The organism is Kordia sp. E (assembly GCF_056033805.1).
In genome coordinates this window covers 872,380-887,244 of sequence record NZ_JBRASR010000002.1, presented here as the reverse complement: position 1 = coordinate 887,244, position 14,865 = coordinate 872,380, and the positions used below count along the sequence as shown (strand labels likewise).

10 protein-coding genes are annotated in these 14,865 nt (G+C 33.5%); 6 read left to right on the top strand and 4 right to left on the bottom strand.

Going from position 1 to position 14,865, the window contains the following annotated elements:
- Positions 1-241: 241 nt before the first annotated feature.
- Complete coding sequence (locus ACUUYC_RS06970; protein ID WP_474264878.1) at positions 242-4,315, bottom strand: T9SS type B sorting domain-containing protein; 4,074 nt, start codon at positions 4,313-4,315, stop codon at positions 242-244.
- Between the two features lie 138 nt (positions 4,316-4,453).
- On the opposite strand from ACUUYC_RS06970, the gene rsmI reads away from it, so the two are divergent.
- Positions 4,454-5,125 (top strand): 16S rRNA (cytidine(1402)-2'-O)-methyltransferase, encoded by a 672-nt coding sequence (gene rsmI / locus ACUUYC_RS06965; RefSeq protein ID WP_474264877.1) that lies wholly within the window; start codon positions 4,454-4,456, stop codon positions 5,123-5,125.
- Between the two features lie 508 nt (positions 5,126-5,633).
- On the opposite strand, the gene ACUUYC_RS06960 is transcribed toward rsmI, so the two are convergent.
- Together ACUUYC_RS06960 and ACUUYC_RS06955 are read right to left on the bottom strand one after the other, a co-directional pair.
- Positions 5,634-6,068 (bottom strand): glycosyltransferase, encoded by a 435-nt coding sequence (locus ACUUYC_RS06960; protein WP_474264876.1) that lies wholly within the window; start codon positions 6,066-6,068, stop codon positions 5,634-5,636.
- 61 nt (positions 6,069-6,129) lie between these two features.
- Positions 6,130-7,314 (bottom strand): response regulator, encoded by a 1,185-nt coding sequence (locus ACUUYC_RS06955; RefSeq protein WP_474264875.1) that lies wholly within the window; start codon positions 7,312-7,314, stop codon positions 6,130-6,132.
- A gap of 222 nt (positions 7,315-7,536) precedes the next feature.
- Between ACUUYC_RS06955 and ACUUYC_RS06950 the strand changes: the two genes are divergently transcribed.
- The 4 genes from ACUUYC_RS06950 (at position 7,537) to ACUUYC_RS06935 (ending at position 14,139) form a co-directional block, all read left to right on the top strand.
- Positions 7,537-10,617, top strand: coding sequence for a hypothetical protein (locus ACUUYC_RS06950; protein WP_474264873.1), 3,081 nt, complete (start codon positions 7,537-7,539; stop codon positions 10,615-10,617).
- A complete protein-coding gene (locus ACUUYC_RS06945; RefSeq protein ID WP_474264872.1) occupies positions 10,614-11,825 on the top strand; it encodes an Ig-like domain-containing protein in 1,212 nt (403 codons plus the stop codon). The genes ACUUYC_RS06950 and ACUUYC_RS06945 overlap by 4 nt, the downstream gene beginning before the upstream one ends.
- Positions 11,819-13,339 (top strand): glycoside hydrolase family 2 TIM barrel-domain containing protein, encoded by a 1,521-nt coding sequence (locus ACUUYC_RS06940; RefSeq protein WP_474264871.1) that lies wholly within the window; start codon positions 11,819-11,821, stop codon positions 13,337-13,339. Before ACUUYC_RS06945 ends, ACUUYC_RS06940 begins: the two co-directional genes overlap by 7 nt.
- A gap of 86 nt (positions 13,340-13,425) precedes the next feature.
- The gene (locus ACUUYC_RS06935) at positions 13,426-14,139 is read left to right on the top strand and encodes a hypothetical protein (RefSeq protein WP_474264870.1); all 714 of its coding nucleotides are present in this window, start codon (positions 13,426-13,428) and stop codon (positions 14,137-14,139) included.
- Positions 14,140-14,153: 14 nt separating this feature from the next.
- Here the strand turns inward: ACUUYC_RS06935 and ACUUYC_RS06930 are convergent, their stop codons facing one another.
- Complete coding sequence (locus tag ACUUYC_RS06930) at positions 14,154-14,369, bottom strand: helix-turn-helix domain-containing protein (RefSeq protein ID WP_474264868.1); 216 nt, start codon at positions 14,367-14,369, stop codon at positions 14,154-14,156.
- A gap of 100 nt (positions 14,370-14,469) precedes the next feature.
- Here ACUUYC_RS06930 and ACUUYC_RS06925 point away from each other — a divergent pair, with 100 nt between their 5' ends.
- Positions 14,470-14,652, top strand: coding sequence for a SymE family type I addiction module toxin (locus ACUUYC_RS06925; protein ID WP_474264866.1), 183 nt, complete (start codon positions 14,470-14,472; stop codon positions 14,650-14,652).
- Positions 14,653-14,865 lie beyond the last annotated feature (213 nt).

Sequence of the window (14,865 nt, the reverse complement as noted above, 5' to 3'; positions counted from 1 at the left end):
TGAAGCGCTGCTTCGCAATTCCGCTTTTCACTCATTATTTCTGAAGATTGCCACTTTTAACTTTTGAACATGCTTTATTATTTTAAATGAAGTTGAAGCAGTCTATATTCTAAAAGCAAAGCGATCTTGATTCTATATTCTTATAAGAATAATACTCAAAGTGATGAGATGCTGAATCAAGTTCAGCATGACGAAATATTCTCAAAAAATCTAATTTCTAGTAGTACTAGCGATCTATTTTCTAATAATTCAAATAAACCCATCCAGTTTTTTCGATGGTATTTTCTTGTAGTTTTAGGATGTAAAAATAGGTTCCTACAGGCAATTGCTGGTTTTTCTTGAAGAGTACAGTTCCTTGATTTGATGTTCCATTCCAATCGTTTTCATAGTTTCGAGTCTTGTAAATAATTGTTCCCCAACGATTAAAAATGATCAATTCATTGTCTGCGAAATTCTCCAAACAAGCTATTTCCCAAACATCATTCACGTTGTCATTATTTGGTGAAAAACCATTCGGAATTTCTAAACAATCAGGTAATGTAATTGCTTGTGCTGTGTTATTTGCCGCATCTAAGTCAATTTCAGCTTGACTGATAATTTGAACAGTATTCATATAATCATCACCATCAACAACGGTAACCGTTATAGTTAATGTTGCCGAATTTCCTGCTGGAAGCGTTGTAATTGTCCATAATTGTGTCGGAACATCATATATACCTAATGTTGTGCTATGCGAAACATATTGGTAACCATTTGGAAGCAACTCTTCAATAACAATATTTGTTGCATCGTCTGTACTAGTATTGGTGATTGTAATTGCAAATTCGATCGTTTCTCCAATAGATGGCATTTCAGTATCAACTGTTTTTTCAATGCTTAGATCGATACAGGTTACAGTAGTAACAGTTACTATTGCTCTACTTATTCCAGAGCAATTATTTTCGTTAATGACTTCAATTTCATACGAAGTATTTGTGGTGAGAACTGGTGTTTCATACGAAGTTCCTGTATGGATAATTTGACTAGGATTTGAAGATTCGTACCAATTATATGTATATAAATCGTTTGGATTGTTGATGGTAAGTATTGTTGCATTTCCCGTACAAATTTCGGCAGCATCAATAAGTACATTTACATCAGTATGAATGTCAAAAACGGTAATTTGTAATGTTGTTTCATCATCATCGGCAAGTCCATCACTTAAATCATCTATATCAAAACTTGTCGTAACATCACTGTCTAAATCTTGTAGACTTGTGGAAGTAATTTCTGTGGTATTTTCATATTGATTCGTCAAAGATGTATCAATAGGTAAAATAGTGGCAATGATTTCTGCTGTAAATGTATTATTTCCAGCTGTAGCTGAAATGGACATATTGGAAAGCTCCCAAATTCCTGTTGCATTTGTATATGTTCCGCCTGCATTATCTGAACTATAGGTAAAGCCTAAAGGATTTAAAAAATGTTCTATAGAAACAGAAGTGGCAGCATCCGGACCATTATTTGTAACAGTTAACGTGAATGTAATTTCATCACCTTCACAATAATCTATTTGATCCGCTACTAACGAAATTTCTAAATCGGCACTTGGTGGAAGCGGTAATACATTTAAGGTTGCAAATACATTGGTAGCATCAATATTGTTTAAGTTTGAAAAGTTTAAAAATTCATTCGTATACAAATCACTTGTAGCAGAAGTTACTAAGACAGCAAAGGTACATTCGGCAACGCCATTCGGAAATACTAAATTGGCAATTCCGACAAAATCATCAGTAGTTAAGCCAACAAAATCAGCTGTACAACCATTACTATTTACCCAATACGGATCGCCAGCTAAGACAACACCAGCTGGTAAATTATCAGTAAACGAAATGCCAGATTGTGCTGTATTTCCAGGAATATTAGTCACTGTAAACGTGAGTAATGATGTTTGTGAAGCTAAGATTTCATCTGGTACAAAGCTTTTTATTACTTGTGGAGAAATAACTTGAATACTTGAAATAGAAATATTTGTACTCGGATCAAATTCACCATTATTTGAAGGATCGGGTTGTACTTCAGCTACATTATTAAAAGATCCTCCATAATTTGGTGCAGTTACAGGAATTCGTAATTGTATGGTAGCATCAGGATCTAATATTGGTATAATACCGTCAATGACATTTCCATTTACATTAAATGTACTTACGCAGGTTGCATTTCCACTTGTTACAGTACATGTTGGTGTTCCTGTAATAGTAAACGCATTATTGATTGTACTACTAAATGTGGGATTGGTAGCTGTGGAACTCACTACACTATTGGTAATATCAATAACCCATTCAAAATTAGTATTAATTGGTACTGTTGGTACTGAAGGAAATGTTTGAATAATTAAATCGACGCAAGGTGTTAAATAACTTGCTTCAGAAGCCATTCTGTCAATATTGCCATCTACTACTGAAGCCATTACTGTATTCACAACTTGGGTAACTTCACTTGAACATTCTGGTGTCCAATTCACGACAACTTCGAATGTAATAGAACTTTCGGGTGCTAATACCCAGTTTTCATCAGCGGTAATTTCCCAAAAAACGTCGTCAGCTTCTGTAAACTCCATACCTATATTAGCATTTGTAATATTGATACAATCGGCAGTTCCTGTAGTTTCAATACAGTTTACAGATTGCAAAACGGCAGTTATTGTTGTAGTTTGCATTTGTGGAGGCATTCCATACAAATCAGTTATTGTGAATGGAACGGAAATCAAGTTTTCATTAGTTAATGTAATATGATATGTAATATCGCCCCAAGGAATAGGCTGATCTTCAGAACTACCTAATGGAGGTGCAGGATCTACTTGTGTTTTGGTAAGAATAATATCTGTAGCAACAATACATTCATCAGTTCCCATAGATTGTGGAGCAAAAACACTTCCAAATTGATTGTTATCATTTGGAAAACAATCTAAATGTTGTAGCATATTAATTGTACTTCTATATGGAGAAGAAATAATAGCATCCGTTGGACAAATGGGTTCTATGAAGCGAACAACAGTTCTTGTTATAAAATATGCATCAGAAGGAATCATAAAGTTTTGTACTTCCCAAAATTGTCCAGAAGCACCAATTTCATAAGTAACATCTGCACAACTGATTCCACCAAAAGCGCCAATACATTCTACAGATATAATTTCCCAAGTCACACCAATATTTTGAAAAAATGCTAAAATGAACGTATCCAAAGGACCATTATTTGTTACTGTTGTTTCAAAAGTTACCAGTTGATTATAATCAGAGATAATTACGCCAGATGAAGGATCTGTCAAAATTGTAGAAATACTAACATCTGTACAAGGACAAAGCGTAGAGAAAAGTAAATCTGTGAATTCAAAATTAGAAGTAATACTTGCAACAGTATCATTTTGAAAATCTACACTAGCAAAGCTTCTTCCAATAATTAAATCTGAAACTTCTCCACAATTACCTTCAAAATATGCATAGGTAACACTAAAGGTGATACTAGATTGTGATGGAAATACAATTTCATTCTCATAACTATACAATATTTGTGTAGGAACAATGACCGTTGGACTTCCACTAGTAACACCTAAGTCTGTTGGACATGCTGCACCATTTGTCGTTCCAATACAAGAAACAGAAATCAATTGTACAAGCGCTGTTCCATTTACAGAACTTGATTGTATAGATTGTAATAAATTAAATCCACTAATAGGATATTCAATAGTACTATTATTTGTAATTGTAACTTCAAAAGTAACCTGATCGCCCCAAGCTGTAATTCCAGTACCAGATGCTGGCGAAACTTGCTCATAATCAATCGCAAAATCAATTGGAATATCATTTACATCCATAGATACAATTGCAATATTACTATCGGGCATTGTATCTGTTGTTCCTGAAGGTGGCAATACTTCTGCAGTTGTTGAAATTCCTCCTAATTCTGTAGGCGCGCGTAAGTTAATCCGTATCTGTACGCTCGAACTCGTAGGCATATTAGGCAGCAATCCTGTAACAGTATCTGTTCCATTATCAAAAGTTAAATTCGTAGCCAAATCTGCGCCACCTATTGAATTGATACTTTCTACAGATACAAACATAACATTTGGATGTAATTGTTGCGAAAATGTAGCGTTCGTAACCGAGTTTCCTGAATTACTAATGGTAGTTACATAACTAAATTCTTGAAATAAAGATACATTCGGAATAGTGCTTCCAGTATTATCAACGACTTCAATACTTACAGATAAGTCAGTAGATTGACTCCATAACGTTGTAGTTATCAATAAGAAAAATAGGTAAAAAAGTCGGTTCATATGTATTTTAAAGATACGCAAAATGTTAAAAGGTTGCGTATATATAACAATAAATATAGGGGAAATACGACTTATACTTTTTTTAATAGTTACTTTTGAATTGAAATTTAATGATAACTTCAATTTCTAAATTTAGCATTGATGAAACTGTACATCGTTCCTACTCCAATCGGAAATTTACAAGATATGACCTTTAGAGCCGTTACTGTTTTAAAGACTGTGGATGTAATTTTGGCAGAAGATACTCGCACTAGCGGAAAACTCTTAAAGCATTTTGAAATTAGTACACACATGCAAAGTCATCATATGCATAATGAGCATAAAACGACAGAAACGTTGATAAAACGTATGCAAGCTGGTGAAACCTTTGCATTAATTAGCGATGCCGGAACACCTGCAATTTCTGATCCTGGATTTTTGCTTACACGTGAATGTATTGCGAATAATATTCCTGTAGAATGTTTGCCTGGCGCAACGGCTTTTGTGCCTGCATTAGTGAATAGTGGATTGCCAAATGATAAGTTTGTATTTGAAGGATTTTTGCCTGTAAAAAAGGGAAGACAAACGCGATTTAAAATCTTAGCAGAAGAAACACGCACCATGATTTTCTATGAATCGCCACACAAACTAGTCAAAACCTTGGGACATTTCTGTGAATATTTTGGCGAAGATCGACAGGTTTCAGTTTCCCGCGAACTCACAAAACTCTACGAAGAAAACATTCGCGGAACCGCAAAAGAAGTGTTAGCACATTATCAAAACAAAGCACCAAAAGGTGAAATTGTTGTGGTGGTTGAAGGAAGAAAGTAGATTTCTCAGATTTTTAGATCGCTAACGCTATTAGAAGTAAGACCGTTTCGCTTTTAGATTGTTTAACCATTCTGTCATTCCTGCGTAGGCAGGAATCCAAATACTTATTTTTGAAATAAGGTGATAATTGATGTAAATTTCTCAAAATCAGAAACCACTAAGAATAGTAATATAACTATTATAGGTATGATAATTAATGCTATGTATTTGACTACGAACTTAATTGATTTATATAAATACTTTCCTTTTAAATTTAGATTGAAATTCATGATTCTTCGTTTAATAGATTCAAAACTAAAACCTAGGCTTTTAAAAAAATAGGACATAAAAAAAGTAAAAACATAACTACTTAAAATACAGAAAGTTAGTAAGTGTGAGTTAAAAACACATTCGTGAATTCGTGGCAAAACAAGTGAGATTCCGAATCAAGTTCGGAATGACGTTTGAAGTTTTAAAGAACCCAACACCCAAAAGCAAAGCGACCAAAAACCAAATACCTAAAAAAAGCTTAACAAGCCATATCCAAAATTCCACGCAACGAAAACACATTCTTATGAATCATACGCTTGGTTTTTTTAAACAAGCTTTTTACAATGCCTTTACCTTGTTGTATGATATGAAAAACCTTCTCAAGCATTTCAAAATCGCGTGATGTATAGTCTTTCAAACACAAAATATAAGGCAACTCATTTTCACTCGTCAAATACCGAACGCCAGCTTTAATTGCTACATGTTGACCACGATTTTTTTTCACATCAATAATTGAAATCGGAACCGTAACTTCTTCCTTAATCTCTTTCAATAATTCGAGTGTTTTGTCAGTACTTCCGTTATTTACAAAACAAACATGAAACTTATTTTTCTTAGACAATAATTCGGTAAACTTCTGTATATCAATTGCCATTTCGTCATTACGGAATATTATTAAAATTCCAATCTTCATTTTGTAAATTATTTTAAGGTTTAGGGGAAATAGGGGAAACGTGTTATTATTATTTAGAAATTTAAGCAATCTCAAAACCTGTATTCACTTCTTTAGCTGAAGCTTTTTTTTTACTTCTGTACGACCAAGCAATCTGACCCAATTGACCAATAATCTTGATAGAATCTTTCATTGATAATTTAGAACCATCTGCATGAATCCAACGTTTCAAAGGCTTCTCACACATCATAGCACGCGCTTTGTCCAATCCGAAATGTCTACGCATACGCATAAATATTTCTACATCAAACAACCATTTCGTTATAAACTTCTTATCGAATGCAAGATTAATTATGTCTTTATGAAAAATCTTCGCTCCACATTGTGTGTCTTTAAAGTTCATTGATAAAATATTTCTAATGATGAGGTTTATTGTTAAACTGATAATTTTACGCGCAGATTCTTTCGTAATATTTGCGCCCATTCTACTAATTCTAGAACCACTTACAATTTTAAATTCTGAATCTTCAATCGTAGAAACTAAATCATCAAAATCTGACAAATCAGTAGACAAATCCGCATCTAAAAACCCGATATAATCTAAGTCTTCTTGTTGTGCCATATGCAACATTCCCAGACGAACTGCTTCTGCTTTTCCGCCATTCTTCTCACAATCATACACAGTAATAAAATCCTCTCTACCTTTCTGCAAATTGTGTAAAACTTCTAAGGTTGCATCTTTACTTCCATCATTTACAAAACACAAACGATATCCTGAATTACGATCTACGAAATCGGTAAACTCTGTACTCAATAAACGTTCTGCTTCATTATAACAAGGAATCACAACACCAACACATCGTTGTTGAATCATTACATTATTGGTATTTGTAATAGTAGCATGTTGAGGTACACCAATCAATCGTTTTACACGAGCGCAAACTTCATTCAAGCTCAGCGGTTTTTTCATATAATCGTTAATTCCTAAATCGAAACCTTCTGTAATCATTTCATCATCTGTATTTCCCGACAAAACCATTACTGGAGTTGTATCTTTCTTATCTTTTCGAATATGTTTTACGATTTCCATTCCAGAAACAGTTGGCATGTTCATATCTACAATCACTAAATCGGGTTGAAACGTATCGTACAATTCCATTCCTTTCAGCGCGTTTGTTTCTGTTAACACTTCATATCCTAATTCAGCCAATCTGCTTTCTAAAGGAATCAAAACTAATTTCTGGTCGTCAATAGCTAAAATTTTCATAGTGTTATATATTTAGTTAGATTATTATAATTTGAGTAATATTCGTTTGTATTTGTCTTGTTTTCCGAATGACTTACAGGTCAAAAGTAGCTCAGATTCAACTGAAAAAGTCGCCAGAATGCCCAAAGTGAGATTTTCTTTAGACGAAAGGAAGTTTACTACAGTCCAATTAAAAAAACAGTGCTTTATATTTACAATATCGAAAAAGCATTACGTTTAAACATGAAAGAGACTACAAACAAACTATTACTATTGGCACTACTTCTCGGAGTTGTGTTTCATGGTACGGCTATCTTTTTTACGTTGGAAACTACGTATGATGCATTAATCCATTTATTCTTTGCCGATCATTACGCAAACAGTTGGTTTGAACCTTGGAGTTATAAATGGTATACAGGATTCTCTGTAATGAGTTATCCGCCGTTAGTGCATCAATCTATTGGTGCGTTATCACTTCTTGGCGGATTAAAATTTGGACTCTTTACGGTTGCCATTATTGCAGTAATATTATTTATTACTGGTGTATATCGTTTCTCATTACTCATGACTGGAAATAAAAGAGTTGCTGGTTACGCGGCAATTCTAGCAGTTTTCTCATCATCGTTTTTAGAAACTTTGCACATATTTGGACAATTACCAAGTATTGTTGGAATTGCTATATTAATGCACGCATTGCCAGAAATATATTTATGGTTAAAAACAGGAAAATATAAATACCTTTTTACGTCGCTTTCGCTAATTGCGGTTACGGTAACATCACATCATGTAACGCCAATCTTCGGAATGATATTTTTCATATTTCCATTAATAGGAATGGTCATTATGGATGCTTCTCGAGAAGAAGTAAATTCCTTTAAAGAAATTACATTTATAATATTCTGGAGAAACTTCTGGAAGCTTTTCAAACGTATTGTTGGTTTCGGAATGCTGTCATTAGTAACCATTGTCGGATGTATTCTTCCATATTGGATCAACTCAAAAAACAATCCAATTACGCAAGTGCCAATTCCACATGGTTCACGTGATAACTTTCTAGAAATTACATCATCAGGATTGGTATTCTTTTTAATTCCTTGGGGAATTTTACTCTTTCTGTTACCATACATCTTTTACAGATATTACAGCAAACGGTACTTGTTTTTTGGTTTATCAATCACGTTGCTATTTATATTAGGAACTGGCGGAACAACATCAATTCCACGTATGTTATTGGGTGAAACAGCTTTCAATATCTTAACCTTAGATAGATTCACATTGTGGGCTTCTATTATGTCGTTGCCGCTTTTTGGTGAGTTTGTATATCGTTTTGTAGAAACAGATCTAAAAGGATTATTACAGGGAAAATTTGGTACAATATACCATAGAATTATTGGCAGCGGATTGGCAACTTTGTTTGTATTCATGACGGTTTTTACGATGAGTTTAGGGTATTTCAGACCTTCACAACCACAAAAAATAAAGATGTTACCTATTGTAAACTTCCTCAATCAAGATGATCATGATCAATGGCGTTATTTAACGCTTGGTTTTGGCGATCAAATGGCTTGGTTATCTGCACAAACAAATGCAATGACTGTTGATGGAAACTATCATTCGGCGCGTCGTTTGCCAGAATTGACAACGCGACCAATAGAACGTTTAGAAAACTCAAAATTCAAAGGAGTTGCTGGGATTGGTTCATTGCAACAATTTTTAACAACACCCGAAAAATACAATCTAAAATACATCTTCTCAAACGATAAATTTTACGATCCAATTCTCTATTTCTGTGGTTGGCAACGATTGCCACAATTAGAAAACGGTGTGATGGTTTGGGAAAAATTGAATGTTCCGCCTTTATCTTCGATTCTGCCAAAAGATGACATTTCAACCTGGCAAAAACTCTTATGGGGAATTGTGCCATTTCTCACATTGATATTGGCATTTGTATTAAACATTCAACCCATCTTTCTGAGGTATATTCAGCGAAAGCGAACAGATTCGCAAGAATATTTACAATTCAATAAAAGCTATAGTAAGTTTTCAATAAAGGTTGTGAAAACAAGTCATATTTGGGCAATTATTTTAATTGGAATTTTAGGATTTGGAACGTATCAATTCTACATAAAAAATGATGGACAACGTTCGCCTGAAAATGTAGTGAAAGCCTATTATGATGCACTCGATTTTAAAGAATTTGAAAAAGCACACAGTTTTATCAATCCAGAAAATAACTTGACTATTGCGCAATACATGTTAGAAATTTCATCTACAGACGGATTGTTGAGTTCATATGCAAAACTAGATGCGATAGAAACGGAAATCACAAAAGAAACCGATAGTTTGGCTACGATGAAAGTCAATACAAAATGGATTACACCATTAGAAAAAATTGAAAAAACAGACTATAAAACGATTGTAAAACACAACGGGAAATGGTTTTTAGAAGCAGAAACAATAGAAGCCGATTTGCCGCCAGATCAGTTATTCTCTACCAATAAAACGGCCTATTTCAATCATGGAAGACGACGCATTACTACGGAGCAAACTTATCATGAAGATGTATTAAAACAACCAGTTTTAGAAATCATTTCTGCAAAACTAGTCAATCATAATGGGCATTACGCCATTGTAGGTGAAGTACAAAATATAGACAATGTGCCAGCCGATGTTGTGTTAAAAGGAACGTTGTACAATGATGCAAATGTGGAATTGGCAACCTACAATGCAAAATATCATATGAAGCATAAACTCATGCCAAAAGAAGTGACTTCGTTTCGTATTAATTTTGAGGGAATTGCATGGTCTAAAACAAAAGATTCCATTCCAGAAACCTTTAATCCAGATGAATTTACGCCTGTGGAATTAGCAGATACACCAACAAAATTCAACTTGCAAGCTGCTGGAAATGTTTCAGGTTCTGATTTATATAAAAACATAGTGTTGAGCGATTTGAATATTGATCAAAAAACAATCAAAGGAAATCTGTTCAATAGTGGATTGCAAGAAATTACGGTTCCACAATTATTGGTGACATACTATGACGAAAACAAACAACTTTTGTGGGTTGATCATCTATTCTTAGATAAAGGAATCAGACAGCAACGCAAGCAACCTTTTAGTTATAAAATATCAGGAAATGATAGTATAAAAATTATCAGTTCGGATATGGAAAACTGTTACGTAAATGGTTTACCAAACGAAGACATTTCTGCCAAAATACTATCAAATAGAAAACAACAACAAGTAGTACAAAAAATAACGCATTCGGTGTACAGTTATGTAAAAATTGAAACGAACGCGTATATCGGAAATCCAAAATGATGAACTTAAAATATATACTATATAGCTTTTTCTTATTTGCGTCAAGCGCGAATGGACTCAGTGCGAATACAAACGAAGGAATTCAATTAGAAACTTCCGAACAAGCATTTACGGCTGGCGAAACCATTGTATTGAAATTCTCGGGAACGCAAGATGCTTCCATTCAATTGTATTGCGCCAATAGTTACGGAACAACTTTAGTGAGTCCAAAAGTGGAGAACAATCAATTGCAATACACAATTCCAACGCAGCTTTGTAATAAAATCGGCGTAGTAAATTGGAAATTGCTAGATCAGAAAACATCACTTTCAGGAACATTTACAATCAATTCACAAGCAAAACCAGTTTCAATGGAAACCTATGTTGGTCCGCCAAGTATTGCGGCAGGCGGAAACGATTATACGATGTTAGTTGTAATTCCAACAGATGCATTGGACAATCCTGTAAAGGAAAATACGGAAGTTAATTTGCAACGTCAATTTTTAGCAAACGAACAGCAAGAAACGATTCTGACAAAGAATTTAATTGCGTATAAAAACATCTATTCGCCAATAGAAAGTGGTAGAATGTTACTAGCAACCGAATGTTTGGAACTGAATTCTAAAGAATATACAGTACATGTTATGCCTGCAATTTCCACAGATTTTGAGATTTTTGCCAAACGTTCACATGAATATGCTGATGGAAATCAAATTACGACGTTTACAACTTCAGTCTTAAAAGATGAACACAACAATATTGTAAGTGATGGAAGTTATGTAACGTTTTACATTACAAACGCAAGCGGAAATATTTTGAAAACCTCGGGAATGACTATTGATGGCGTTGCAACGGCAAAAATGTTGCATCCAGATCATGAAGAAACTTGGAATGTAAAAGCATCCGTAACAGGAATTTCGGAAAGCAATACGATTTCGCTTACCTACAAAAAAGTCATTGAAGATTTCACGATTGCATTCTCAGAAAATAATAGAAATATAGAAGTTGGACCGTTAAAAAGTTTTATGAATCAACTAATCCCAGATGGTTTACAAGTCAAAATGACTGTTTCTCAACAGGGAAAAACAATTAAGGAATATATAAAAGAATCGCGTGATGGCTTTGTGAATTTTGAATTGAATCCGAACATTTTTAGCAATGGAAACTATGATTTAGAAATTACAACAGCAGGAATTACGAAAACAGTAAAGGGGAAAAAACTATGGTAAAAGCAGACAAAAATATCATCCGTGGATTCTTAGTGTTTTCATATATGTTCATCATTTCGGTATTGATTTTCTTAATCAGCAGTTCATTTAGTTACCTAAATACGGGCGCAGACAGAAGTAAAATGTTCCATACGGAAGTTAAAAAAGCAGAAGTCTATCTACCAAAAATGGTTTGGACTGAAGATGGAAACGAAGGCAGAAAACTAGATGAACAAACACTTGCGAAGATTGAAAACGATTACTTAGATGCTTGGTATGTAAAAAATGTAGCCTATAAAACCAACCAAACTACTGGAATTGATGATTTTTACACGGACAGCGCACGCAAAAATGTTTTTGCGTTCATAGCACAAAATAAACAAGAGAAAGTTACTGTAAATGCAACGACACTTTCGCATCAACCGAATATAGAATTCTTTAGTGAAGATGGACAACTCATTGTATTGAAAGATGAAAATGTAGTAGAATACAAGCAATTGTACAAAGATGGAAAGTTTTTGATGGAAACTACAGAAATGGCGAATTACAAAGCTGTTTTATTATTGGAAGATGGTTTTTGGCGTGTGCGTCATTTGGTAAAAGAAACGGTGAAAACTATTGATACATCATCGGAAACAAAAGAAGTTTCCAACTTGAATATAAAAGGTGTCAATTACTATCCGCAAGCAACACCTTGGGACATGTTTGGTGATCAATTTGGTATTGAAATTATCAAGAATGACTTTGATATTATAAAAGAAGCTGGTTTAAATACGATCAGAGTATTTGTACAATATGAAGATTTTGGGAAAGCGAATGTATTTGAAGAAAAGCTTCAAAAACTACAAGAAGTTTTAGATGCTGCAGAAACTAAAAAACTCAAAGTTGTATTGACACTTTTCGACTTTTACGGAAACTACGATGTATTAGATTGGACATTGACGCAGCGACATGCAGAAACGATTGTTTCCACGTTTAAAAATCACAATGCAATCTTGGCTTGGGATATTAAAAACGAACCAAATTTAGACTTTGAATCACGTGGAAAAGAAAACGTACTAGCTTGGTTAGAGAATATGATATTCTTAGTAAAATCAATAGATGACAATCATTTAGTAACGATTGGTTGGTCAAACACAGAAAGTGCACATTTGCTACAAGACGAAGTAGATTTTGTATCATTTCATTACTATGAAGACAAAGCTAATTTTGAAAAAGTATATGTAGATTTAAAAGCAAAAATACCTAACAAACAAATCATTTTAGGTGAATTTGGACAATCTTCCTACGGTGGGTTTTGGAAACCATTTGCAGGTTCTGAAACCAAACAAGCAACCTATTTCAAAGAAATGCAGCAAGTTTTAAAAGCGCAAAACATTTCATTTATGTCCTGGACATTATATGATTTTGAAGACATTCCGAGCTTGGTTGTCGGGAATCGTCCGTGGCGCACAAATCCACAGAAAAAGTTTGGGTTTATTGATAAGGATGGGAAAAAGAAAGCGGCTTTTGAGTTTGTGATTAACCCTAATTAAATGAAATCCATTCAATTAAGAATATTCTTATTGTTTTTTTTATTAAATTAGATACAGCAAGAGTATATAAGAAATAAGAATAAAAAATGGGATTAGAAAAACACAGAAGAAAACGATATAAAGTTGCTACATATAAGTTTAGCAACTTCTTTGATAATCTTTTTTATTCAAAGGTAAAGAGAATTAGAAGTAAACTATTAAAAAAATCATCGATCAAAAAATATAAAAAAGATGTTCAAGTTATTCAATTGAATAATGCTTTAGCTAATGGAAATGAACTATATAGTTATATTTATTTGGATACTGATAATGTAAAATTATCAGAAGCATATTTTGAAAAGTTGAAAACAGTAATTGAGCTTTTAGATTTTGAAATTTCACGTGAAAAAGATCCCATAAAAGGTTCTTGGATAAAAAAATTTTGGATAAAAACTAGAGAGGTTTTAACGGGGCAACAGATTGTTGATAGATTAGAAAAAATAGAAAGAGGAATAGAATTAAAACATATTGACAAAGTACAATCAGAAGTGGATCTTAACATTTCGCAAGCAATTTCAAACCTTTTATCATCCACTAAAGATATTCCAAATTTCTCAACGCTTGTAGGTAGCTTATTATTTGCAAAAGCTACTTTAGCTAATGGACAGCCAATAGTATTTGCTCAAACACTCACACAAGAACAATTGAAAATAGTAAAAGATAACCCATCTTTGATGCATAAGCCTTTTGATTTGATAAACAGAATGGAAAAAGCAAAGATGTTAGCAGAACAGAAACAAAAAAAGTTAGCAGGAAAGTAGTTCATCGTATTACTCTAAAAATCCACCAATTCCTTCAAAGAAACCTCCAAAGCCCTGGCAATCTCTAACAAAGAATACAATGTTGGATTAACTCTTCCGTTTTCTAGTTTTTCCATGGCTTGTCTGTCTTTATTGCAAGCGCGCGCCAAATCAGACTGATTCCAACCTTTCTGACTTCTTAATTCAACAATACGTTGACCGATTTTCTTTTTAAGTTCTTCTTTATTCACAAAAACAAATGTCAACTAATTATACGACAATTTTGTCATACAAAAGTTTGACAACTCAATAATTCTAATTATATTCGTCATATAATAATACGACAAAAATATGAAGAAGCATAGAATTTTAAAAATACACAACAAGTTTCAGTTAAGAGCTTGGAATACGACTACGATTGTGCCAGAAATTAGATTGGAAGGAAAATGGTTGGAAGAATTAGGTTTTAAATCGGGAAATAAAGTTGTCATTGAACAGCAACAGAATAAATTAGTAATTACGTTACAAAAGTGATCTCGATACAATTTTTCTTCGTTTCTCTTCGAAAAACCACTCGATCTGACGATTTGGGAAAGATTCAAGAATTTAAAGCACTTCTATATGGATTCCGCATCAAGTGCGGAATGACAAAATACGTAAAATCTAAAAGCGAAGCGGTCTGATATAAAATATTTAAAACTAAGAAGTTAGTTTAAACTAAATATTTAGTTATATTTGAGTGCAATC